The sequence below is a fragment of the Leifsonia sp. PARNA 1/14 genome, from assembly GCF_055720965.1.
On record NZ_JBVQSP010000003.1, the window covers coordinates 396,235 to 419,195 of the forward strand.

Consider the following 22,961-nt stretch of genomic DNA (forward strand, 5'->3'; position numbering starts at 1 on the left):
GGCCATCACACACCCGGAGGAGCGAGAAGCGCAAGCCCGGCGATCACCCCAGCTCGAAGACCAGCGCCTCCCACGGCTCGAGGAAGCCGCTGACGCCACGCCGGTCCGAGCCCGCCAGATTGCCGAGGACGAAGGTCGCATCGCGCCACACGTCGAGCTCCACTGTGTCGTACTCCGCCGGCTCGCCGGTCAGGTTCACCAGCACCAGCAACTGCCGCCCCGCCAGCGCCCGGCGGTAGCCGAAGACCTGGGGGTGGTCCTCCAGCACGGGTGTGAAGTCGCCGTCCGCCACCACTTCCGAGCGATGACGGAGGTCGATCAGCCGCCGATAGTGCGCGAAGACGGAGTCCGGGTCGCCGATCTCAGCCGCGGCGTTGACCCGCGGATAGTCCGGGTTGGCGCGGATCCACGGCGTACCGGTCGTGAATCCCGCCGCCGGGTCGTCCGACCACTGCATCGGAGTGCGGGCGTTGTCACGGCTGGTGCGGCGGAGGGCCGCCATCACGACGGCGGCGTCCTCGCCCTGGATGTCGACCGCCTCCGCGTAGTGGTTGAGGGTCTCGATGTCGCGGAAGTCCGCGATCGAGTCGAACGGCACGTTCGCCATGCCGAGCTCCTCGCCCTGGTACACGTAGGGCGTGCCGCGCATGAGGTGCAGCACCGTCCCCAGGGCCTTGGCGGAGGCGAGGCGGTGCTCCGGCCGGTCGTCGCCGAACCTGCTGACCACCCGGGGCTGGTCGTGGTTGTTCCAGTAGAGGCTGTTCCAGCCGACGTCGGCCAGGCCCTGCTGCCACATCGTCAGATTGCGCTTGAGGTCGAGGACGGTCGCGGGCCGATGGTCCCACTTTCCTCCCGGGCCGTGGTCGAGGTCGACGTGCTCGAACTGGAAGACCATGTCGAGCTCCGCGCGTTCGGGGTCGGTGAACAGCCGCGCCTGCTCCACGGAGACGCCGGGCATCTCACCGACCGTCAGGATGCGGTCGGCGCGACCGGCGAACACGCGCTCGTGCATCTCGTGCAGGAACTCGTGGATGCGCGGGCCCTGGCCGAAGTACGGATACCCCTCGCCGAAGAGGCGGCCGGCGGGCACTTCGCCGTCGGGAAGGTCGGCCACTTTGGAGATGAAGTTGATGACGTCCATGCGGAAGCCGTCGACCCCGCGGTCGAGCCACCAGTTCATCATGTCGTAGACGGCGTCGCGGACCTCCGGGTTCTCCCAGTTGAGGTCGGGCTGTTTGCGCGAGAAGAGGTGGAGGTAGTACTCGCCGGTGGCCGGGTCGAGTTGCCAGGCCGGCCCGGAGAAGAACGACCCCCAGTTGTTCGGCTCCGCCCCGTGCTCACCGGGCTGGTGGCCGTCGCGGGCAGGGCGCCACCAGTACCAGTCGCGCTTGGGGTTGTCGAGCGAGGAGGCCGACTCGATGAACCACGGGTGCTCGTCTGACGTGTGGTTCACCACGAGGTCCATCACGAGCTTGATGCCGCGCGCGTGGAGGCCGGCGAGCAACTCGTCGAAGTCGCCGAACGTGCCGAACAACGGGTCGATCGCGCGATAGTCGCTGATGTCGTAGCCGTTGTCGTCGTGCGGCGAGGCGTAGATGGGCGACAGCCAGACCACGTCGACACCCAGCTCCTTCACGTGGTCGAGATGCTCGATGATGCCGCGCAGGTCACCGAGACCGTCGCCGTCGCTGTCTGCGAAGCTGCGGGGGTAGATCTGGTAAACGACTGCGGACTTCCACCACGTCTCACTCACGCGCCCACCCTACCCGGGGCGTGGCGGCACGGTTCAGTCGGCGAGGTCCACCCGCCTGCCGGTGCGGGCGGACTCCCGCGCCGCCAGGCACACCCGCAGCGCTTGCACCGCCGCGGCGGTCGGAGCACGTGTCGGCTCCGCACCGGTCTCGACGCAGTCGAGGAAGTACCGCGCTTGCGCCGCGAACGGATCGCCGGTCTCCGCGCAGAGCGCGTCGACGCCGCGGTCGCCGACGACCTCCAGAGCCGACGAGAACGGCGCGCCAGCGGGGAGGTCGGCCGCCGCGAGCAGTTGCGCCACCCCGCCTTCCGCGAACTCCACCGTGAGCGCCGCCGGCGCACCGAAGCCGCCTCCGGGCGCCCGCACCGTGGTGACCGCGACCGGGACACCGAGGTAGGCGCACGCCTGGTCGACGTCGTGGATGGCGAAGTCGACGATCATCCCGCCCGAGCGCTCCTCGTCCTCCAGCCAGTCCGCCCAGCCCGGCGCGGCCGAGACCCGGGAGGCGCGCACGGCTCGCGGCCTCCCGACCGACCCGGCCGCGACACGGTCGGCGAGCGCAGCGTATTCCGGGAAGAAGCGCACGACATGGGCGACCATGAGCGTTCCCGGGGCGACCGCTGCCCGTGCGGCCAGCTCTTCGGCCTCGGCGACCGTGAGCGCGATCGGCTTCTCGAGGAGCACGTGCTTGCCGGCGTCGAGCGCCCGCGCCGCGAGCGCGGCGTGGCTCGGTGTCGGGGTGCAGACGGAGACGATGTCGCACTCGGGATCGGCGAGCGCCTCCGCCAGATCGGTGGCCCAGCGGGCGCCGGGCGCGTCGGGCAGCTCGGGAGGCCGCCGCGGCGAGACCGCCCACCTCACGGGGACGCCCACCTCCGCCCAGGCGGCTGCGTGGGCGCGGCCCATGTTCCCGGCTCCGACGACGACGACCGCGTGTCGCGACCCGGCCGCGATCATCGCACGGCGACGTCGACGTGGGCGGGATCGAAGAGCGCATCGAGCACGAGCCGGCCCGCGCCGCGGATACCGGCGTCCTGCTTGGCCATGCTCACCGCGATGTCGAGTTGGTCGGTGATCATCGGCAGGCAGTCGGAGTAGATCGCTGAGCGCACGCCCGCGACGAAGGCCTCCGCCTCGCCGAGGATGCCGCCGAGCACGAGCCGCTGCGGGTTGAAGAAGTTCATGATCGTCGCCAGCACCCCTCCGGTGCGGAGCCCGGCCTCCCGCAGCATCAGCGTCGCGAGCGGGTGGGCGTCTCGGGCGAGGGCGAGCACGTCGCGGGTGTCGTCGACGTCGATGCCGTCGCGCCGGAGCGCCTGGACGATCGCCGCGCCTCCGGCGACGGCGTCGAGGCAGCCGACGCGCCCGCACGAGCAGAGCACGTCGGGCGCGCCGGGCACCGTGACGTGGCTGATGTCGCCGGCCATCCCGTGATGCCCGCGGTAGACACCGCCGAAGGCGACGATGCCGCAGCCGATGCTCGACCCGGCCTTCACGAAGACGAGCTGGCCGCCGGTGGAGCCCGTGGCGTCGTACTCGCCCAGCGCCATCAGGTTGGCGTCGTTGTCGACCGCGACGGTGAGCCCGGTGCGGGCGCGCAGCTCGGCGGCCACGTCGAGGCCGTTCCAGCCCGGCATCCGCGACGGCGACACCATACGGCCGGTCGTGGAGTCGACCGGCCCCGGCAGCCCGATCCCGATGCCGCGGAGGTCCTGGCCGGCTGCCGCGTGTTCGGCGCGGAGGTCGTGCGCGGTGTCGGCGATCCAGGCGAGTACGCGGTCGGGACCCGAGCCGATGTCCATGGCATCGGTGCGCGACGCCAGCAGCCGCCCGGACAGGTCGAAGAGCCCGAAGGTGGCGTGGTGCGAGCCCAGGTCGGCGGTCGCCACGACGCCGGACGTCGGGTCGACCTCCAGCGCCCGGGGACGTCGCCCGCCGTGCGAGACGCCCTCCCCCGCCTCGCGGAGGAACCCGGCTCCGAGCAGCGCGTCGACGCGCTGTGTGACAGTCGACGGCGAGAGGCCGGTCTGGCGGGCGATGTCGGCTCGAGAGGCCGCCCTCCCGGAGCGGACCAGATGGAGGATGCCGCCCGGCGTGGCCGAGGTGCTCCCGGGTGCCGCGGTGTGCGTGCCGCTCATTCTCAGCGCATCCCCTCGTGGTGGCACGCCGTCGTCGCGTGCTCGTCATCGTTGAGGATACTGTAGCGACTTTCTCCGATTTCGAAGGAATTAAATTCGAAATTGCAAGAACATGCATTACTTAGTACGCTCATCGCATCCCGACCGACGACGATACGAGGAACCGATGGAAACACCGCACCCCCGGCCCATGGTGAGCCTGAGCGGCGTCGACAAGCACTTCGGCGACCTGCACGTCCTCCGCTCCATCGACCTGGAGGTCGCCGCGCGCGAGGTCGTGGTGGTCGTCGGCCCCTCCGGTTCCGGCAAGTCGACCCTCTGCCGCTCGATCAACCGGCTGGAGACCATCGACGGCGGCGAGATCCGGGTCGACGGCGAGCTGCTGCCCCAGGAGGGCGCCGACCTGGCCCGCCTCCGCGCCGAGGTCGGCATGGTGTTCCAGTCGTTCAATCTCTTCGCTCACCGGACGATCCTCGACAACGTCGCACTCGCCCCGATGAAGGTGCGCAAGGTCAAGAAGCCCGAGGCCGAGCGCCAGGCGCTCGAACTGCTCGACCGCGTCGGCATCGCCGACAAGGCGGGCAGCCACCCGGCCCAGCTCTCGGGAGGCCAGCAGCAGCGCGCCGCGATCGCCCGCGCCCTCGCGATGCAGCCCAAGGTCATGCTCTTCGACGAGCCCACCAGCGCCCTCGACCCCGAGATGGTCGGCGAGGTGCTCGACGTGATGACCTCCCTCGCCAAGGAGGGGATGACCATGATCGTCGTCACCCACGAGATGGGCTTCGCCCGCCGGGCCGCCGACCGCGTCGTCTTCATGGACCGCGGTCAGATCGTCGAGCAGGCCGCCCCCGCCGAATTCTTCGACTCGCCCCGCACCGAGCGGGCGCGGTCGTTCCTGGCCTCCGTGCTGTCGCACTGACATGCGCAGCACCGGAGGCCGATGCACCGCCGTTCCACAGCACCGAACCCGTCCGTAATCAGAAAGGAATGCCCATGACCCGCAGCACGACCCGTTCGGCCCGCCGCCGGGCCGCCTTCGCCGGCGCCCTGCTCGCGGCCGTGACGCTCGCCGTCACCGCCTGCTCCTCCGGCACCACGGCCCTCCCCGGCGACGGAGCCGGCTCGACGGCCAAGACCGACACGGTCTTCACCGGAGCGCCCGTCGCCAAGGCCGACTTGATCATCCCCGGCTCGACCATGGAGAAGATCAAGAAGCGCGGCAAGCTCATCGTCGCGGAGGCGCTGGACGCCCCGCTGCTCTCGCAGCAGGACCCGACCGACCCCAGCAAGGTCACCGGCTTCGACGCCGACCTGGCCAAGCTGCTCGCCATCTACATCCTCGGCAAGCCGAACGTGGAGATCGTCCCGCCCGCGTCGGAGACCCGCGAAGCAATGCTGCAGAACGGCACGGTCGACGTCGTCTTCAACACGTACACGATCACCGAGCAGCGCGCGACGCAGGTCGACTTCGCCGGCCCGTACTTCGAGTCCGGCCTGTCGGTCGCCGTCAAGAGGGACAACAAGAGCATCAAGAGCGAGAAGGACCTCGACGGCAAGACCGTGATCGTCGGCGCCAACACGCCGGCCGTCACCGAGGTTCCGAAGATCGCCCCGAAGGCGACCGTCACCGCGTTCGGCACCGACCCGGCCGCCGTCCAGGCCCTCATCCAGGGCCGCGGCGACGCCTACGTGCAGGACTACACCCTCCTCGCCAGCGACGCCGCCAGTGAGAAGCAGATCAAGGTGGTCGGCCAGCCGTTCACCAAGGAGCCGTACGGAATCGGTCTCCCTCACGGCGACAGCGACTTCAAGACGTTCGTCAACAACTGGCTGAAGACCATCCAGAAGGGCGGTCAGTGGGGCCAGGCGTGGAAGACCACGCTCGGCACCGTGACCGACTCCGCCATCCCCACCCCGCCGGAGATCGGCTCGGTCCCGGGTTCCTGACCCGGATCCCTTCCCGAGTTCCCCGCCGACCGCGCCGCTGATGCGCGCGGTTCGCCGGGGAGCCCCTCGGGCGGGGTCGGCCTCCGACCCCGCCCGGCCCCTCCTTCGTCACGAGTGAGCGAGCGATGAACCCCCTGATCGACAACCTCGGGCCGCTGCTGCAGGCCATCGGCACGACGCTGCTCATGGCGGTCGTGGCCGGCGTCGGCTCGATCGTGCTCGGCGTGCTGATCACGATCGCGCGCGTGAGCCCGATCCCGGTGCTGCGTGCGGCCGCCTTCCTCTACGTGCAGTTCTTCATCAACGTGCCGCTGCTGGCACTGCTGCTGCTCGCCGTGTTCGCGCTGCCCGACGCGGGCCTCCTGCTGCCGCTGACGCCGACTGCGATCATCGTGCTCACCGTCTACGAAGCCGCCTACGTCGCCGAGGCGGTGCGCTCCGGCGTCAACACCGTCCCCGTCGGGCAGGTGGAGGCCTCCCGCGCCCTCGGCTTCACGCTCGGCCAGTCGCTGCGCTACGTGGTCGTGCCGCAGGCGCTCCGCGCCGTGGTGCAGCCGATCGGCAACGTGATGATCGCACTCGCGATGAACACCGCCCTGGCCGCCGCAGTGGGCGTCGTCGAGCTGACCGCCGAGGTGAACAAGATCAACCTCGTCGCGGCGCAGCCCATCCTGATCTTCTCCAGCGCCGGAATCATCTACATGGCGATCGCGCTCGCCATCGGCCTGGCCGCCGGCTGGGTGGAGCGGAAGGTGGCGATCACACGATGACCGCACAACTCATTCCCGACCGGCCCACGTCGACGCGACGGTCGCGCTCGCCGCGCGGCAAGCGCGCATATGCCGCGTCGTTCATGTACGACGTCCCCGGTCCGCGCGGCCGCCGGAACATCCTGGTCGGCTCGATCGTCAGCTGTGTCGCGTTCGCCGCGGTGCTCGGCTACGGGCTGTGGCAGTTCGCCTCGCACGGCCAGCTCGACCCCGCCCGGTGGGCGCCGTTCACCGAGTGGCCGATCTGGCAGTACCTGCTCGTCGGACTGCTCGGCACGCTGGAGGCCGCAGCCATCGTCGCCGTTCTCGGCGGCCTGCTCGGCGTGCTGCTCGCCCTCGGCCGGATCAGCCGGCTGCGCACCGTGCGCTGGCTGTGCGGCTTCTACATCGAGATCGCCCGCACGGTCCCCGTGCTGCTCGTGATCTACCTGATGCTGTTCGGCCTCCCCCAGCTCGGCATCAACCTGCCCGTGCTGTGGAAGCTCGTCGTGCCCCTGACGATCGCCAACTCGGCCGTGTTCGCCGAGATCATCCGCGCAGGCATCCTGAGCCTCCCGCGCGGCCAGCGCGAAGCCGCGCTCAGTCTCGGGATGCGGCCCGGCCAGGCGATGCGCTTCGTCGTGCTGCCGCAGGCCGCCCGCAATGTCGCGCCGTCACTCGTCACCCAGTTCGTGAGCCTGCTCAAGGACACCTCCCTCGGCTACATCGTCGCCTTCACCGAGCTGCTCTACCGCGGTCAGGTGCTCGCGTCGTACCTCCACCTCCTCATCCCGACCTATGTCGCCGTGACGGTGATCTATCTCGTCGTCAACGGCAGCCTCTCCGCCTTCGCCTCCCGCCTGCAGCGCGGGCCACGAAGACGACCCTCCGCGCAGCCGGTGCTCCCCGCACTGCCCGCCGCCACGCACCAGGAAGAGACCCATGCCTGACAGCACCACCGCCACCGTTCCCGGCCTCGCGGAGCTCGCGGCCGTGCGCCGCTCCGGGCTGATCGAGAGCCGCCACTTCGGCAGCCTGGTCGCGCTGGGCCCGGACGGCACGACCCTGCTCGCGCTGGGCGACCCCGACGCGGTGGTGCTGCCGCGCAGCACGGTCAAGCCGCTGCAGGCGCTGGCCTGCCTGACGGCGGGCGCACCGTTGGCGGGGCCCGAGCTCGCGATCGCCGCAGGCAGTCACACCGGGGAGGACGAGCACGTGCGCGTCGTGCGCGACATCCTCGCGGCGGCGGGCGTCGACGAGTCCGCCCTCGGCTGCCCCGTCGACCGGCCGGAGGACGAGGGCACCTTCGAGCGCTTGGTCCGCGAGGGCGCGCCGCGCACCCGTATCCGGATGAACTGCTCCGGCAAGCACGCCGCGATGCTGCTCGCCGCCGCGGCGAACGGCTGGGCGACCGACGGCTACCTCGACCCGACGCACCCGGTGCAGGCGCACGTGCGCGAGACCATGGCAGCGGTCACCGGCGTGCCGGTGGGGCACGATGCCATCGACGGATGCGGCGCTCCCCTGTTCGGCACCACGGTCCGCGGTGTGGCCCGCGCGTTCGGCCGGCTCGTGCTCGCCTCCGAAGGAACACCTGAACGCGCCGTCGCGGACGCCATGCGCGCGCATCCCTTCTACGTCGGCGGCAGCGGACATCAGAACTCCACGCTGATGGAGACCGTGCCCGGCGCCCTCGCGAAGGGCGGCGCGGAGGGCGTCATCGGCGTCGCGGCCGCGGACGGCACGGCCGTCGCGATGAAGGTCGTCGACGGCAGCCCGCGCGCGACCACGCTCATCGCCCTGCGCGTGCTGGAGGCCCTCGGCACCGACGTCTCCGGCGCCTCCGCCCTGGTCGACCTCCCGGTGCTCGGCGGCGGCGTGCCCGTCGGCCGCATCGAGCTCGGCGCCGACCTGACCGCCGCGCTGGAGCGCTTCGCGTGACGGGTCGCGTGACGGTCGAGATCTGCCTCGACGACCTCGCCGGGGTGCGGGCGGCGGAGGAGGCTGGGGCCGACCGCATCGAGCTCTGCTCCGCGCTCGGAGACGGAGGCCTGACGCCGTCCATCGGGACGGTCGGCGCCGCGCTCGGGATCGCCACGACGATGGGCGCGAACGTGCTCGTGCGCCAGCGGCCCGGTGACTTCGTGTTCGACGCGGATGAGCTCGCCGCGATGGTGGCCGACATCCACGCGGTGCGTGCCCTGCCCAACCCTCGCGGCGTGCCCCTCGGGTTCGTCGTCGGCGCATTGTCGCCCGACGGGACCGTGGACGTCGCGGCGACCCAGGCGCTGGTCACCGCCTGCATGGATGCACCGGTGACGTTCCACAAAGCTTTCGACCAGACCCCCGACCCCTCGGCCGCGCTCGAGACGCTGGTGTCGCTGGGGGTCGCGCGTGTGCTGACCTCCGGCGGCGCGGCGACCGCAGTCGAGGGGACGGCGGAGCTGGCTTCGCTCGTCGCCCAGGCCGGGGAGCGGATCGTGGTGCTGGCCGGCGGCGGCGTGCGACCCGCGAACGTGGCGGCGCTCGTACGCGAGACCGGCGTGCGCGAGGTACATCTGCGCGCGGCGGTGAGCACGCCCAGTGCCGCTGTGTCTGGCAGCGTCTACGATTCCGGCTCGCGGGACACGACCTCCGGGGCCCTCGTGGCCGAGGTGGTCGAGGCGGTTCAGGAGGCGGCCGCGTGAGCGCCGGGTCGGGTCTCGCGGAATCGCCCGTCGGCGGCGCCACGGTCGACGTCGCAGGATCACCCGTGGTGCTGGCCGTCGACCTCGGCGGCACCGCCATGAAGGGCGCGGTCGTCGCCGAAGGCGGCGGTGTCGTCGCCGAGCTGACCCGTCCGACGCCGAGCACGGACATCCTCGACGCCCTCGTCGCCCTTTTCCAGGACCTCCGCGAGACCGCGCGCATCGCCGACGGCGACGTCGTCGGGGCCGGAGTCGCGACCCCGGGGATGCTCGACGAGCACCGCGGTATCGTGCACTACGCCTCCAACCTCGACTGGCGCGACGTGCCGCTGTTGGACATCCTCCGGAGTGCGCTCCGCCTCCCGGTCGCGGTCGGCCACGACGTGCGCGCCGCCGGTCTCGCCGAGCGCACCTTCGGCGCGGCCCGCGGATCGGACGACTTCGTCCTCGTGCCGATCGGCACCGGCGTCGCCGCCGCCCTCGTGACGGCCGGCGGAACGATCACCGGCGCGACAGGCGCGGCCGGCGAATTCGGCCACATCCCCGTCGTGCCCGGCGGCGAGCCCTGCACGTGCGGCCAGCGCGGCTGCCTGGAGGTCTACATGTCGGGAGCCGGCGTGGCCCGCCGCTACCGGGAGGCCGGTGGCGAGCCGCTGAGCACCCGCCGGATCGTCGCGCGACTCGGCGAGGATCCCCTGGCCGACCGCATCTGGGGTGAAGCGGTGGAGGTGCTCGCGCAGGGCCTGACCATCCTCACGCTCCTCCTCGACCCGCGGGTGCTCGTGCTCGGCGGCGGCGTCTCGCACGCGGGCGACGCGCTCTTCGAGCCGCTCGAGCGTGCGGTGTCGGCGGGGCTCGCGTGGCGGGATCGCCCCTCGATCGTGCGCAGCGGGCTCGGCGGCGACGCGGGACGCGCCGGCGCGGGCCTCCTCGCCTTCGGGGCGGCTCACTAAGCCCGACATTTGCGGCAAATGCGGTGATGCAGCGCCTCGATCGCACCATTTGCCGCAAATCTCCCGACCCGTTCTCGCGGACTGTGGGCGCGCGGGAGGTGCAGGATGGCAGGGTGACGCACCTCCGCACGGGCCTCGCAGCGCTCGTCACCACGGCCGCCGCAGCCGGCGCGTGCGCCACCGTCTGGTTGCTCTCCTCGGTGTTCGGTGCGGGAGGGGCCTCCGCGGTGCTCGCCACGGTCGTCGCGCTCGCCCTCGGTCGTCGCGAGTTCGCCGGGCGCGCCGAGTTCGCGCGGTCGGCGCTGCTGCTGCCCGTCATCGGCGTGGCCGCTGCAGGGGTCGGCTGGCTCCTCACGACGGTGCCCGTCGTCGGCGCGATCGTGTTCGTCGCCGGGATGAGCGTGCCGGTGTGGCTGCGGCGGTTCGGGCCGCGGGCGGCCCGGCTCGGCGCCCTGGTCGCGTTGCCGCTCACGGCGATGCTCGTCGTCCCCGTCGCTCCGGCGGCCCACGTGCCGGTCTGGGCGTCGGCACTGCTCGCGCTGATCAGCGGTGCGGTGGCTGTTCTCTGGGTGGCTCTGGCTCGCGAGGTGCTCGTGCTGGTGCGGGCAACCCCTGTGCATCGGGGTGTGGCCGCTGCTCCCGTTCCCGCGATCGTGAAATCGGCGCCTCCGCAACAGGGACGCAGACGCCTCCCCGCGAGCACCCGGATGGCGCTCCAGCTCGCCATCGCGCTCTCGGCCGCGTTCGTCGTCGGCTGGCTGGTGTTCCCCGCGCACGCCGTCTGGGTGGTCCTCACCGCCTACATCGTGAACGCGGGCAATCGCGGCCGCGGGGACGTCCTCCACAAGAGTGTGCTGCGCGTCGTCGGAGCGCTCGGCGGGTCGGTCGCCGCCGTCGGGATGGCGCTCGCCGTCCCGACCGCCAGCGGATTCGCCGCCGTCGTCGTCATCTTCGCGGCGCTCTTCGTCGGCACCTGGCTGCGCGCGTACAGCTACGCCTACTGGGCACTCACGGTCACCCTCGTTCTCACCCTCCTGCAGGAGCTGTTCGGAGTCTCCCCGTTGCTCGGGCCGGGCGGTCTCGCCGGGGAGGCCGGCATGCTCGGCGAGCGGATGGCGGCCATCGTCGTCGGCGCCGTTCTGGGCGTCGCGTCGGCGTGGTTCGTCCTCCCGGTCCGCTCGACGGACGTGCTCCGCCGGCGGTTGTCGGAGATGCTCGTCGCCCTCACGGCCGCCCTCGCGCCGGACGGCGAAGACGGGGACGAACGGCCGACCCGCATCGCCGCCTTCCACTCGGCGCTCGCACGCGTGGAGGAGCTGGCGCCCGCCCATCGCGCCCGTCGGATGCTCGGTGGTGGCGACAACGTGCAGCCGATCGACTGCATCGAGGCCGCGGTGGCGCTCGGCCCCGCCCTCGACACCCGATTCGGGTCGCGGCGGAAGGCCGATCCCGATGCGCGATCGCGCCTGCGCGAGGCGATCGGGCAGGCACGCCGGAGCCTCGGCGCCCCGGCGGACCTGGAGCACCTCCATTCGTCGCTGCTCACCGTCGCCGGCGCCCTCGACGCGTGACCCGGGTCCGAGCCCTGGCGCGACGCCACGGTCGGTGCGGTTCGATAGCCTGAGGGCATGCTCACGCCGCCGATCACCGCCAAGAAGCCGACAGAGCGCAGCCACCACGGCGACGTCGTCACCGACGACTACGAGTGGCTGCGCGACAAGGACGATCCTGCGGTCATCGCGCACCTCCACGAGGAGAACGCTTACACCAACGCCCGCACCGAGAAGCTCGGCGTGCTGCGCGAGCAGATCTTCGACGAGATCAAGAACCGCACCCGCGAGACCGATCTGAGCGTCCCCACCCGAGAAGGCGACTGGTGGTACTACACGCGCACCGTGGAAGGGCGGCAGTACGGCATCCACTGCCGCGCCCCGATCGACGGGCCCGACGACTGGGACCCGCCTGCGCTCGACGAGGCCGCCCAGCAGCATGGTCTCCCGGGTGAGCAGATCCTGCTCGACGACAACGCAGAGTCCGAAGGGCACGATTTCTACGCCCTCGGCAGCTTCGACGTCAGCGCCGACGGCACCCGACTGCTGTTCGCGGTCGATGTGGAGGGCGACGAGCGGTACACGATCCGGGTGCGCTCGCTCGCGGGCGACGGCGCGACCTTCGCCGACGAGATCACCGGCACCGGCGCCGGCGCCTTCTTCGACCCCAGCGGCGAGTACATCTTCTACACGACCGTCGATGACGCCTGGCGGCCAGACACCGTCTGGCGCCACCGGGTGGGCCAGGGCCCCGACGGCGAGACCGACGTCCAGGTCTTCCACGAGCCCGACGAGCGGTACTGGATCGGGGCGGGCCTCACCCGCAGCCGTCGATTCCTGATCGTGGAGGTCGGCTCCAACATCACCAGCGAGAGCTGGCTGCTCGACGCGAGCGACCCGACGGGTGAGTTCGCCGTGGTCTGGCCGCGCAAAGAGGGTGTCGAGTACGACGTGGAGCACGCGGTCGCGGGAGGCCGTGACCGGCTGCTCATCGTGCACAACGACGACGCCGTCAACTTCGAGCTCGTCAGCGTCGCCGCCGACGACCCGCAGGGCCCCCGACGCACGCTGCTCGCGCACAACCCGGCGGTGCGCATCGAGGGCGTGGACGCGTTCCGCGACTTCGTCGCGCTCGAGTACCGCCGCGAGGGCATGACCCGGCTCGCCGTCGCCTGCCTGCCTCAGCAGGGCGACGGTGGCGCCGACGAGCCCGACGACACCCTCCACGAGCTGCACTTCGACGAGGAGCTCTTCACGGTGGGCGCCGGCGGCAACCCGGAATGGACCCAGCCGTTCCTGCGGCTCGGCTACGGCAGCTTCGTCACGCCGTCGAGCGTGTACGACTACGACGTGCGCACGCGTGAGCTCACCCTGCGCAAGCAGCAACCGGTGCTCGGCGAGTTCGAGCCGGAACTGTTCGAGCAGCGCAGGGAGTGGGCCACCGCCGACGACGGCACCCGCATCCCGATCTCCCTCGTCTACCGCAGCGACCTCGTGACCCCCGGCGAACCCGCGCCGCTCGTGCTCTACGGCTACGGGTCGTACGAGGCGAGTATGGACCCGTCGTTCGGCATCCCCCGGCTCAGCCTCCTCGACCGCGGGGTCGTGTTCGCGATCGCGCACGTGCGCGGTGGCGGCGAGCTCGGAAGGCTCTGGTACGAGCACGGCAAGAAGCTGCACAAGAAGAACACCTTCACCGACTTCGTGGCGGCGGCGAAGCACCTCGTCGACCAGGGCTGGACGACGCCCTCACGGCTGGCCGCGCAGGGCGGCAGCGCCGGCGGCCTCCTCATGGGAGCGGTCGCGAACCTCGCTCCGCGACTGTTCGCCGGCGTGCTCGCCGAGGTGCCGTTCGTCGACCCGTTGACGACGATCCTCGACCCGTCGCTCCCACTGACGGTGATCGAGTGGGACGAGTGGGGCGACCCCCTCCACGACGAGGACGTGTATTACTACATGAAGTCGTACGCGCCGGTCGAGAACATCCACCACACTGCGTACCCGCGCATCCTGGCCGTCACCAGCCTCAACGACACGCGCGTGCTCTACGTCGAGCCGGCCAAGTGGATCGCGAAGCTGCGGGAGGTCGGCGCTGACGCGCTGCTCAAGACCGAGATGGCCGCCGGCCACGGCGGCGTCTCCGGGCGCTACGCGGCGTGGCGCGAGCGCGCCTTCTCGCTCGCCTGGCTGCTCGACGTCGTGGGGGCGCACCCGACGGGCGAGTAGCCGCCGCCGGTAACGGAGGAGATCGGGACCGGCGCGCCGGGCTCGAGCGGCTTGCGGAGGAGTTGCGGGCCGTTCGGGGCCGGACGTCCTCCGTTCGCTGCGTTTCGGGCGTGGTCCGGGGCGCGAGCCCTCCGTTGGAGGCAGGAGTCAGTGGAAGTCGTCGGGGTCTTTGCCGGTGCGCTCGCCCGACTCGAGGGAGGCGATGGCCGCGACATCGTCGGCGTCGAGCTCGAAGTCGAAGACCTCCAGGTTCTGCCGGATGCGCTCGGGGGTCGACGACTTGGGGATGACCACGTTGCCGAGCTGCAGCTGCCAGCGGATCACGACCTGCGCCGGCGTGACGCCATGCTTGGCGGCCAGCCCGGCGAGCACCGGGTCGTCGAGCACGCGGCCGCGCGCGAGCGGCGACCACGCCTCCGTCACGATCCCCTGCGCCGCGTCATAGGCGCGGACCTCCTCCTGCGGCAGCCACGGGTGCAGCTCCACCTGGTTGACCGCCGGGACGGTCGACGTCTCGGCGTTGAGGCGCTGCAGGTGGTGGATGTGGAAGTTCGCGACGCCGATCGACCGCACGCGCCCCTCCTCCTGCATCCGCTCGAGCGCACGCCAGGAGTCGACGAACCGATCATGCGCGGGCGCCGGCCAGTGGATGAAGAACAGGTCGACCGTCTCGAATCCCAGCCGCTCGAGGCTCGCGTCGAACGAGCGCAGCGTGGAGTCGTACCCGTTCTCGGTCCACCACACCTTCGTCGTCACGTAGACCTCGTCGCGGTCGAGACCGCTGCGCCGCACGGCCTCGCCGACGGCGCGCTCGTTCTCGTAGAACGCGGCGGTGTCGATGTGGCGGTAACCGGCTTCGAGGGCTGTGAGCACAGCGTCGACGGTCTCATCCTCCGGGATCTTGTAGACGCCGAACCCGAGCTGAGGGATCGCCGAGCCGTCGTTGAGCACGATCTGGGGGATGTTCGCCATGGGTTCATTCTGCCCCGGGTTCGGCGTACCGGTGGAGGTGACGAAAGGAGAACCCATGAGCTACGACGACAAGCGCGTCGCGTTCCTGGTCGGACCGGAGGGCATCGAACAGGCGGAGCTCGCCGAGCCCTGGAAGGCGGTGACCGAGGCCGGCGCGACGGCGAAACTGATCTCGAAGGAGGCCGGCACGGTTCGCGCCTTCAACCATCTGACACCGGCCGACGAGTTCCCGGTCGACCTCACGCTGGATGACGCAGCGGCCGAGAACTTCGACATGCTCGTGCTGCCGGGCGGCGTCGCCAATGGCGATCAGGTGCGCACGTTCCCGGCCGCGGTGGAGTTGGTGAAAGGCTTCGCCGAAGCCGGAAAACCGATCGCGGTCATCTGCCATGGTGGCTGGGTGCTCATCGAGGCGGGTGTCGTGGACGGCCGCACACTGACCAGCTGGCCGAGCCTCCAGACGGACTACCGGAACGCCGGCGCGACCTGGGTGGATCGGGAGTTCGTGGTCGATTCCGGCCCGTTCACCCTGGTGTCGTCGCGCAAGCCCGACGACCTGCCCGCATTCAACCGCGAATTGCTCGCCGCTTTGCAGTGATCGGGCCACGGGGCCGTACCTGGCCTCCGCCTCCCTCCCACGTGGACGTTTCCTGGCAATGGCGGACGACGGGGTTGCGGGATCGTGGAGGCCGCGGGAACGTGGGCCACTCCTGGAGGAACCAACGAAAGGAGAGCCCGTGCTCACCCTGACCGAGAACGCCAGCACGATCGTCAAGACCCTCACCGATCAGGCGCCGGAGGACGACGCCGGCCTGCGGATCAGCAGTAGCAACCCGCAGAACACCGCTTTCGCGGCGGCCGTGACGCCGACGCCGGAGCCCGCCGATGAGGTGGTCGAGTCCGGTGGTGCGCGACTGTTCCTCGAGCGCGGCGCTGCTGTCGCCCTCGACGACAAGGTGCTCGACGCCCAGGTGGACGACCAGAGCGCCGTAAGCTTCGCCATCGGCGCGCTCGCCTAGCGCGACGCCCATCCGACTCGGCCCCGGTGCTTTTTGAAGCGTCGGGGCCGAGTTGTGCGCGGTGGACAGCTCGGTTCACGCGCACCGACGCTCGGGGTTGTCAATCGCGTCGACCTGGCAACGGAGCGATGCTCTGATGGATGGCGTGCGGGCGGTCCCTCAACCCCGAATCGATCGACCGCCCGCACTCCTCGGCTGTGCCGGGGATGCCAGCCGGGGATCTCAGCCGGGGATCTCAGGTGACCGGAGGTCGTTGCGGCTCGCCGGCATCCAGCAGAAACTCGACGGCGGTCGTCCACAGCGGCACGATCTTCGTGGGAGGGATGTCCTCCTCGTCGGGGAAGTGCACGGCGAAGTGGACCTCCGGCTCGCCCTTCACCGGGTCGGCGGTCGCGATGACTCCGAAGTAGCCGTCGTCTTCGAACACACGCCACCGGGTCACGGAGTCGGGCTCCGGCACGATCCAGACCGAATGGCCTCCGTACTCGTATTGAGGGCCGGGAGGGAGCGCTGCGCGGGGATCGATCGTCACGTAGACGTTTTACGACCGGTCCCCGCGAGCGCGCAACTCGTTCACTTATCGAGCTAAAAGGTGTATCGGGGCCGCTCAGGCGTTGGCGACCTCGGTCTCGCCAGCATCCTGGGAGGTAGGCGCCGCGCTCGCCTCGTGGCTCTCGTCGCCCTCCACTGCCGCCCCACGGAACTGCGTCATATAGAGGTCGTAGTACGCGCCCTTCTTCGCGAGGAGCGTGGCGTGGTCGCCCTGCTCGACGATGCGGCCGTGCTCCATGACGAGGATCGTGTGCGCATCGCGGATCGTGGACAGCCGGTGCGCGATCACGAACGATGTGCGATCGCTGCGCAACGCCGCCATCGCGTGCTGCACCAGCAGCTCGGTGCGGGTGTCGACCGACGACGTCGCCTCGTCGAGGATGAGCAGCGACGGGTTGGCGATGAACGCCCGCGCGATCGTCAGCAGCTGTCGCTCGCCGGCCGAGACATTGCTGCCATCGGCTTCGATCTTCGTGTCGTAGCCGTCGGGCAGCTGCCGGACGAAGCGGTCGACCATGGTCGCCTTGGCGGCCTCGATCACCTCTTCGTCGGTCGCATCGAGCCGGCCGTAGCGGATGTTCTCGCGGATGGTGCCCGAGAACAACCAGGCGTCTTGAAGGACCATGCCGACCTGTCCGCGTAGCTCCGCGCGCGAGAGATCGGTGGTGTCGATGCCGTCGAGGCGGATCGTGCCGCCGTTCAGCTCGTAGAACCGCATGATGAGGTTGACCAGCGTGGTCTTTCCCGCGCCGGTGGGCCCGACGATGGCGACCGTGTGACCCGGCTCGACCGACAGCGACAGATCGCGGATCAGCTCCGTCTCGGGGTCGTACGAGAAGTCGACGCCGTCGAGCTCGACCCGGCCGTCGGCGCGCGCCGGCAGGTGCTGCGTCTCGACATCGGGCGACTGCTCCTCCGCGTCGAGGAACTCGAACGTGCGCTCGGCCGATGCCACGCCGGACTGGAGCATGTTGGCCATGCCCGCGATCTGGCCGATCGGCTGCGAGAACTCGCGCGAGTACTGGATGAACGCCGTCGCGTCGCCGATCGTCATCTGCCCGGAGGCCACGCGGAGGCCGCCGACGACGGCGATGAGCACGTACGAGAGGTAGGAGACGAAGTTCATCGCCGGCATGATCATGCCGGAAACGAATTGAGCGCCGACCGTCGACCTCCACAGCTTGTCGTTGCGTGAGTCGAACTCGTCGAGCATGACCGCGTCGCGACCGAAGGCGCGCACCAGGTCGAGGCCCGAGTACGACTCCTCGATGTGCCCGTTGAGCGCGCCCGTCGAGCTCCACTGCTGCTTGAACAACTTCTGCGAACGGGTGCCGATCACACCGGCGATGATGCCGGAGAGCGGGATGGAGATCAGGGCGATGAGCGCGAGCTGCCACGAGACGATGAACATCATGATGCCGATGCCGATGACGGTCAGCACCGATTGGATGAGCTGCGAGAACGCCTGCTGCAGCGCCGTCTGGATGTTGTCGACGTCGTTGGTCACACGCGACATCAGATCGCCGCGCTGCCGCGTATCGAAGTAGCTGAGCGGCAGCCGGTTGAGCTTGGTCTCGACGTCAGCACGCAACCGGTAGACCACCCGCATCACGAGTGCGTTGAGGATGTACCCCTGGTACCACTGCAGCAGCGAGGCCGCGATGTACATCGCCAGCACGATCGTCAGCAGGCGGCCGAGCTCGATGAAGTCGATCCCGTGCCCGGGCACCAGCCCGTTCGGGGTGATCGTGCCGACCGCTCCCTGGAAAATGACGTCGGTGGCGTTGCCGAGCACCTTCGGCGCGATCACGATGAGCGCCACCGAGACGACGACGAGCAGAGTCACGAATGTCATCCCGACCCATTCGGGTCTCAGGAGGCCGAGGAGGCGCTTGAAGGACGGCCAGAAGTGCTCCGCCTTCTTGGCCGGGGTGCCCCCGAACATGTCGCCGTCGGACTCCGTCGGCTCGTACTCGTATTCGAGCTCGAGCTCTTCGATCGCGGTTTCGACGCCGGCCTCGGTGAGCACGCCCTCGCGGGCCTCCGTCTTGCGGCCGCGGCGGTTCTTCGCGGTGTCGTTCTTCGGGCGCGCCATCTCAGGCCACCTCCAGGCTCAGCTGCGACTCGACGATCTCGCGATACGTCTCGCTCGTCTCCAGCAATTCGTCGTGGGTACCGCGGCCGACGACTCGTCCGTCGTCGAGCACGATGATCTGGTCGGCCTCGCGAATCGTCGACACGCGCTGCGCTACGACGATCACCGTGGCGTCGCTCGTGGACTCTGCCAGGGCCTCCCGCAGGCGGGCGTCGGTCGCGACGTCGAGCGCCGAGAACGAGTCGTCGAACAGCAGGACTTTGGGCTGCGCCACCAGCGCGCGGGCGATGCAGAGGCGCTGACGCTGACCTCCGGAGACGTTGGTGCCTCCCTGCGCGATGCGCTCGTCGAGGCCATGCTCTTTGGCCCGCACGAAGTCCTCCGCCTGGGCGACGCGCAACGCCTCCCACAGCTCGCCGTCGGTGGCCGACGGCCGGCCGAAGCGGAGGTTGGTCGCCACGGTTCCCGAGAACAGGTAGGGCTTCTGCGGCACCAGGCCGAGCACTCCGGAGAGCTGCTCGCGGCTCAGCGAGTCGACGGGGACGCCGCCGATGCGCACGTGCCCGCTCTGCGGAGTGAACAAGTCGGCGATCACCGAGACCAGCGTCGACTTGCCCGAACCGGTCGACCCGACGATCGCGGTCACGCGACCCGGCTCCGCCGTGAAGGTCACGTCGTTCAGCACCGGCTTCTCTGCTCCCGGATACCCGAAGGTCACACCGGCGACCTCGACGCGGCCGTCGGACGGGACGGACCCGCGCCCCTCGGCGCCTCCCGTCGACGGCGTTGCGCTGAGCACCTCGTCGATGCGCTCGGCGCAGACCATCGCGCGCGGGATCATCATGGCCATGAACACGCCCATCATGACCGCGACCAGGATCTGCAGCAGGTACTGCAGGAAGGCGGTGAGGGCGCCGATCTGGATGTCGCCCGCGTCGACCCGCTGGCCGCCGAACCAGAGCACCGCGACGGTGGCGGCGTTCAGGATGAGCATGATCAGCGGGAACATCAGCACGAAGACGTTGCCGACCTTGACAGAGATGCGGGTGAGCGCGGCGTTCGCGTCGTCGTAGCGCGCGGTCTCGAAGCGCTCGCGCACGAACGCGCGGATGACGCGGATGCCGACGATCTGCTCGCGGATGACCCCGTTCACGCCGTCGATGCGGTCTTGCATCACGCGGAACATCGGCAGCAGCAGCCAGACCAGGATGCCGACCACGACGAACAGCACGGCGACCGAGACCCAGATGAGCCACGACAACGCAGCGTCGACCTGCACGGCCAGGATGATGCCGGCGATGCACATGATCGGCGTGGACACCATGAAGTTGAGCGTCATCAGCACGAGCATCTGCACCTGCTGCACGTCGTTGGTGTTGCGCGTGATCAGCGTCGGCATGCCCCAGCGCGCGAGGTCGAGGGCGGGAAGCGAGTCGACCTTGCGGTAGAACGAGCGGCGGACGTCGCGGCCCAGGGACATGGAGGCCCGCGCGCCGAAGTACGTCGCCGTGATGGCCGCGGCGACCTGCACGAAGCAGACGATCAGCATCATGCCGCCAGTGCGCCAGATGAAGTCGGTGTCGCCGGTGACGACGCCCTTGTCGATGATCTGGGCGTTCAATGTCGGCAGGTACAGCGCCGCGATGGTGGCGATGAGCTGCAGGACGACGACCGCAGCGACAGCACCCCAGTAGGGGCGGATGTACCGCAGCGCCAATCGAAGAAGAGTCACGATGATCCCTGGTTCGTTTCTGGTGGAATTGTGGGACGGGCGCGCCGTCAATCGACCCCGACCGACTCGGCGCTGAGCGAAACCCCCGTACAGCACCTAACGGTAGCGCGGACGACGGACATTCGCTTCTGTCGAGGCGACGGCCACCCGATAGGAACAACGCTAGGCGGCACAACGGTCACAACGTGACCGCAATCGGAAACTGTGGAGATCAGGCGGGCGAGTACAGCACGTGGAGGACTCCGTTCGCGTATGCGTCGTACTGACGCAGCCGGAGCCGGGATTCCGGGGTGCCGTCGGGGAAGAGCCGAGCGCCGGAACCGCGCACGACGGGGTAGACGAACAGATGGAGGGCGTCCACGAGCCCGTCCGCGAGCAGCGCCCGCACGAGCGACCCGCTGCCGCTGACGTAGAGCCCGCCGCTCATGCCCTGTTTCACCTCCCGCACGCGCTCGGCGTCATAGCCGCCGAGCGACCGCGAGTTCGCCCAGGTGGCCTGCGCCGCAGCGTCGTCGAGCGTCGAGGAGACGACGATCTTCTCGGTGTCGTTGAAGAACGGCGCCCCTGGGTCGTCGGCGGCCGTTCGCGTCGACCACGCCGGCGCGAACATCTCGAACGTGTGCCTCCCGAGCAGGATCGCATCGGACGCGCCCATGATGCGCGCCAGGTCGTCGCCCATCTCGGCATCGAACCCGTATTCCATCGTCCAGCTCGGATCTTCGAAGACGCCGTCGAGAGAGACGAACTCGTGCACTGCGATGCTGCCCATGCGGTCAGCTTATGCGGTCGCCGCCAGGCGGTCGAGACAGTCGTTCCACCCCGTCGCGTGCTCCTCCAGGGCGCGCTCATCGGGGAGTCCATCCTGGGTGACGACGACGCGGGTCCCCTCGCCGTCGGGGACGAGCTCTATCGTCACAGCGGTCTCGTGGTCTTCGCCGTCCCAGCGCCAGGAGGTCGCCAGCAGCCGTCCCTCGTCGACCTCCGACACGCGGCCGGTGACGCCGAGGTCGGCCACCTCCGAGCGGATGCGGAGCTCGCCCCCCGGCACCGCCTCCACCCGCGCCTCGGCCTCCAGCCGGGCCGGCCAGAACCACGACGCGAGAGCGCCGGGGTCGGTGAACGAGTGCCAGACGATCAGGGGTGGAGCGGCGACGGCACGCTCGACGGTGAGGTTTGCCATGCCTCCATCTTCGGGCCGACCACCCGGAAGATCCAGGTTGGCTCAGGCGTCCTTGCGCAGCTGCAGCAGCAGTTCCGGCGCGCGGGCGTCGAGGATGCTGCCTCCGATCCGGGCGCCGACACCGACCAGCACACCACCGAGAACGACGCCGACCAGCAGGCCGGCCCATCCCCAGATCGCATCGCCCGTGACGAGCGCGACCACCAACAGCGCGATCTCCGGCAGGCAGAGCACCGCGATCACACCCCAGGCGGCGAAGGTCGGCCCGATCAAAGAGATGTTCGCACCCGGGCGGGAACGGAACGGGTTGTCGCCGGGCTCCGGCACGGGGAACACGAGCCGCGCCGACGTGACGGCGCACACCGCCGCTCCGGTCAGCAGAATCCCGAGGGAGAGCCCCAGCAGGCCCGGGAGGATGTGCCAGTCGTCGCCGATCGCGGCGGCGAACAGAGCGATGAGGACGACCGCGGGCACCGCGAACGAGAGCATCGCCGCCGCCCGTCCCCAGCGGTCCGCTCGGCCGGGCACGGCCTTGGCGACGTGCAGGGTGAATGCGGTCGAGTCGTACGAGACGTCGGCGATCATCCCGATGCCGAGCGAGAACGCGACGACGGGTGCACCGATCACGAGAAGGCCGCCCGCGTGGTTGATGCTCGAGTAGAACCAGAACAGCACCGGCATGAGCGGGATCACGAGCAGCTGGCGCAGGTAGCGCGGATCGCGGAACCAGTACGTCAGGCATCGTGCGGCGATCGCTCCCCACCGGGTGCCGGGGAAGACACCGAACCAGCCGAGCTTGCCCTTCGCCCGCACGCGTGAGGAGGCGCGCGCCGGCGTCACCAGCGAACGCGCCAGGCCCCACCGCCACACCAGCCACAGCACCACGAAGGTGGCCACGGCGATCAGGAGGCGCGCCGATGCGCCCAGCGGATCGCCGAGCGCGAGCTGCGAGGGCACGGACCACACCGCTCCGAGCGGCGACCACGACAGGCCGTCTGCGATGGCGGGCAGGGCGTCCGACGACGAGCGGAGGCCGCGCGTGATGCCGATGATGATCGGGCCGGCCAGGATCAGCGGGATGAGCACCAGCAGGCCGCTGGCCTCCCGGAACCGTCGGCCTCCCGAGAGTCCGCTCGACACGGAGGTGACCGCGCGCGAGACGACGATGCAGGTGGCGGCTCCGAGCGCGCCGGTCACGAGCGCGACGAGCGCGACGCCGGGGAGCCGCAGCCAGGAGAGCGCCGTGGCGAGCGAGGCGAGCGTCGTCGCCGCCCCGGCGACCCCGACGACAGCGCTCAGCAGCATCCCGAGCATCAGCGGGCGCAGCGGGATGGGGTAGACCGCGAGCCGAGCGGGGTCGAGCGTCTGCTCGATGCCCGACAGCAGCAGCGGCAGGATCGCCCAGACC

21 protein-coding genes are annotated in these 22,961 nt (G+C 70.3%); 11 read left to right on the plus strand and 10 right to left on the minus strand.

The features are described 5' to 3' along the window. Window positions 1-43 precede the first annotated feature (43 nt). The 3 genes from AC0HS0_RS11445 to AC0HS0_RS11455 are packed head-to-tail and all read right to left on the minus strand — an operon-like array spanning window position 44 to window position 3,891. Window positions 44-1,753: a glycoside hydrolase family 13 protein gene (locus AC0HS0_RS11445; protein WP_472964121.1), complete on the minus strand. Its 1,710-nt coding sequence runs from the start codon at window positions 1,751-1,753 to the stop codon at window positions 44-46. 33 nt (window positions 1,754-1,786) lie between these two features. Next, on the minus strand, window positions 1,787-2,710 hold the full coding sequence (locus AC0HS0_RS11450) for a Gfo/Idh/MocA family protein (RefSeq protein ID WP_472964123.1): 924 nt from the start codon (window positions 2,708-2,710) through the stop codon (window positions 1,787-1,789). Beyond that, window positions 2,707-3,891 carry an ROK family transcriptional regulator gene (locus tag AC0HS0_RS11455; protein ID WP_472964124.1) on the minus strand — a complete coding sequence of 395 codons (1,185 nt, stop codon included), beginning with the start codon at window positions 3,889-3,891 and terminating at the stop codon, window positions 2,707-2,709. Before AC0HS0_RS11455 ends, AC0HS0_RS11450 begins: the two co-directional genes overlap by 4 nt. Before the next feature lie 166 nt (window positions 3,892-4,057). Between AC0HS0_RS11455 and AC0HS0_RS11460 the strand changes: the two genes are divergently transcribed. The 9 genes from AC0HS0_RS11460 (at window position 4,058) to AC0HS0_RS11500 (ending at window position 14,003) form a co-directional block, all read left to right on the plus strand. Continuing rightward, window positions 4,058-4,810 carry an amino acid ABC transporter ATP-binding protein gene (locus tag AC0HS0_RS11460; RefSeq protein ID WP_472964126.1) on the plus strand — a complete coding sequence of 251 codons (753 nt, stop codon included), beginning with the start codon at window positions 4,058-4,060 and terminating at the stop codon, window positions 4,808-4,810. A 74-nt stretch (window positions 4,811-4,884) separates the two neighbouring features. Then, window positions 4,885-5,838, plus strand: coding sequence for a glutamate ABC transporter substrate-binding protein (locus tag AC0HS0_RS11465; RefSeq protein ID WP_472964128.1), 954 nt, complete (start codon window positions 4,885-4,887; stop codon window positions 5,836-5,838). A 125-nt stretch (window positions 5,839-5,963) separates the two neighbouring features. After that, entirely contained in the window at window positions 5,964-6,608 is a 645-nt protein-coding gene (locus AC0HS0_RS11470) for an amino acid ABC transporter permease (protein WP_472964130.1), read from the plus strand. After that, window positions 6,605-7,537: an amino acid ABC transporter permease gene (locus AC0HS0_RS11475; protein ID WP_472964132.1), complete on the plus strand. Its 933-nt coding sequence runs from the start codon at window positions 6,605-6,607 to the stop codon at window positions 7,535-7,537. The genes AC0HS0_RS11470 and AC0HS0_RS11475 overlap by 4 nt, the downstream gene beginning before the upstream one ends. Further along, window positions 7,530-8,528: an asparaginase gene (locus tag AC0HS0_RS11480; RefSeq protein ID WP_472964133.1), complete on the plus strand. Its 999-nt coding sequence runs from the start codon at window positions 7,530-7,532 to the stop codon at window positions 8,526-8,528. The genes AC0HS0_RS11475 and AC0HS0_RS11480 overlap by 8 nt, the downstream gene beginning before the upstream one ends. Before the next feature lie 8 nt (window positions 8,529-8,536). Further along, window positions 8,537-9,274: a copper homeostasis protein CutC gene (locus AC0HS0_RS11485; protein ID WP_472964135.1), complete on the plus strand. Its 738-nt coding sequence runs from the start codon at window positions 8,537-8,539 to the stop codon at window positions 9,272-9,274. Next, window positions 9,271-10,227, plus strand: coding sequence for an ROK family protein (locus tag AC0HS0_RS11490; RefSeq protein ID WP_472964137.1), 957 nt, complete (start codon window positions 9,271-9,273; stop codon window positions 10,225-10,227). The genes AC0HS0_RS11485 and AC0HS0_RS11490 overlap by 4 nt, the downstream gene beginning before the upstream one ends. A gap of 113 nt (window positions 10,228-10,340) precedes the next feature. Beyond that, complete coding sequence (locus AC0HS0_RS11495) at window positions 10,341-11,798, plus strand: FUSC family protein (protein ID WP_472964139.1); 1,458 nt, start codon at window positions 10,341-10,343, stop codon at window positions 11,796-11,798. A gap of 57 nt (window positions 11,799-11,855) precedes the next feature. Continuing rightward, entirely contained in the window at window positions 11,856-14,003 is a 2,148-nt protein-coding gene (locus AC0HS0_RS11500) for a S9 family peptidase (RefSeq protein ID WP_472964141.1), read from the plus strand. Window positions 14,004-14,150: 147 nt separating this feature from the next. Here AC0HS0_RS11500 and AC0HS0_RS11505 read toward each other — a convergent pair whose 3' ends face one another. Beyond that, window positions 14,151-14,975 carry an aldo/keto reductase gene (locus AC0HS0_RS11505; protein ID WP_472964142.1) on the minus strand — a complete coding sequence of 275 codons (825 nt, stop codon included), beginning with the start codon at window positions 14,973-14,975 and terminating at the stop codon, window positions 14,151-14,153. Window positions 14,976-15,030: 55 nt separating this feature from the next. On the opposite strand from AC0HS0_RS11505, the gene AC0HS0_RS11510 reads away from it, so the two are divergent. Further along, on the plus strand, window positions 15,031-15,573 hold the full coding sequence (locus tag AC0HS0_RS11510) for a type 1 glutamine amidotransferase domain-containing protein (RefSeq protein WP_472964144.1): 543 nt from the start codon (window positions 15,031-15,033) through the stop codon (window positions 15,571-15,573). A gap of 139 nt (window positions 15,574-15,712) precedes the next feature. Continuing rightward, entirely contained in the window at window positions 15,713-15,994 is a 282-nt protein-coding gene (locus tag AC0HS0_RS11515) for a Fe-S cluster assembly protein HesB (RefSeq protein ID WP_472964146.1), read from the plus strand. Window positions 15,995-16,229: 235 nt separating this feature from the next. Here the strand turns inward: AC0HS0_RS11515 and AC0HS0_RS11520 are convergent, their stop codons facing one another. The 6 genes from AC0HS0_RS11520 to AC0HS0_RS11545 form a co-directional block, all read right to left on the minus strand. Further along, a complete protein-coding gene (locus tag AC0HS0_RS11520) occupies window positions 16,230-16,526 on the minus strand; it encodes a hypothetical protein (RefSeq protein ID WP_472964147.1) in 297 nt (98 codons plus the stop codon). A 75-nt stretch (window positions 16,527-16,601) separates the two neighbouring features. Next, window positions 16,602-18,641, minus strand: a complete 2,040-nt coding sequence (locus AC0HS0_RS11525) for an ABC transporter ATP-binding protein (protein WP_472964148.1) — start codon at window positions 18,639-18,641, stop codon at window positions 16,602-16,604. A 1-nt stretch (window position 18,642) separates the two neighbouring features. Next, the gene (locus AC0HS0_RS11530; RefSeq protein ID WP_472964149.1) at window positions 18,643-20,373 is read right to left on the minus strand and encodes an ABC transporter ATP-binding protein; all 1,731 of its coding nucleotides are present in this window, start codon (window positions 20,371-20,373) and stop codon (window positions 18,643-18,645) included. 211 nt (window positions 20,374-20,584) lie between these two features. Further along, window positions 20,585-21,142, minus strand: a complete 558-nt coding sequence (locus AC0HS0_RS11535) for a dihydrofolate reductase family protein (protein WP_472964150.1) — start codon at window positions 21,140-21,142, stop codon at window positions 20,585-20,587. A gap of 9 nt (window positions 21,143-21,151) precedes the next feature. After that, window positions 21,152-21,553: an SRPBCC family protein gene (locus tag AC0HS0_RS11540; RefSeq protein ID WP_472964151.1), complete on the minus strand. Its 402-nt coding sequence runs from the start codon at window positions 21,551-21,553 to the stop codon at window positions 21,152-21,154. Between the two features lie 42 nt (window positions 21,554-21,595). After that, window positions 21,596-22,961: transporter (locus tag AC0HS0_RS11545; RefSeq protein WP_472964152.1), on the minus strand; the 1,366-nt coding region annotated here is incomplete at its 5' end.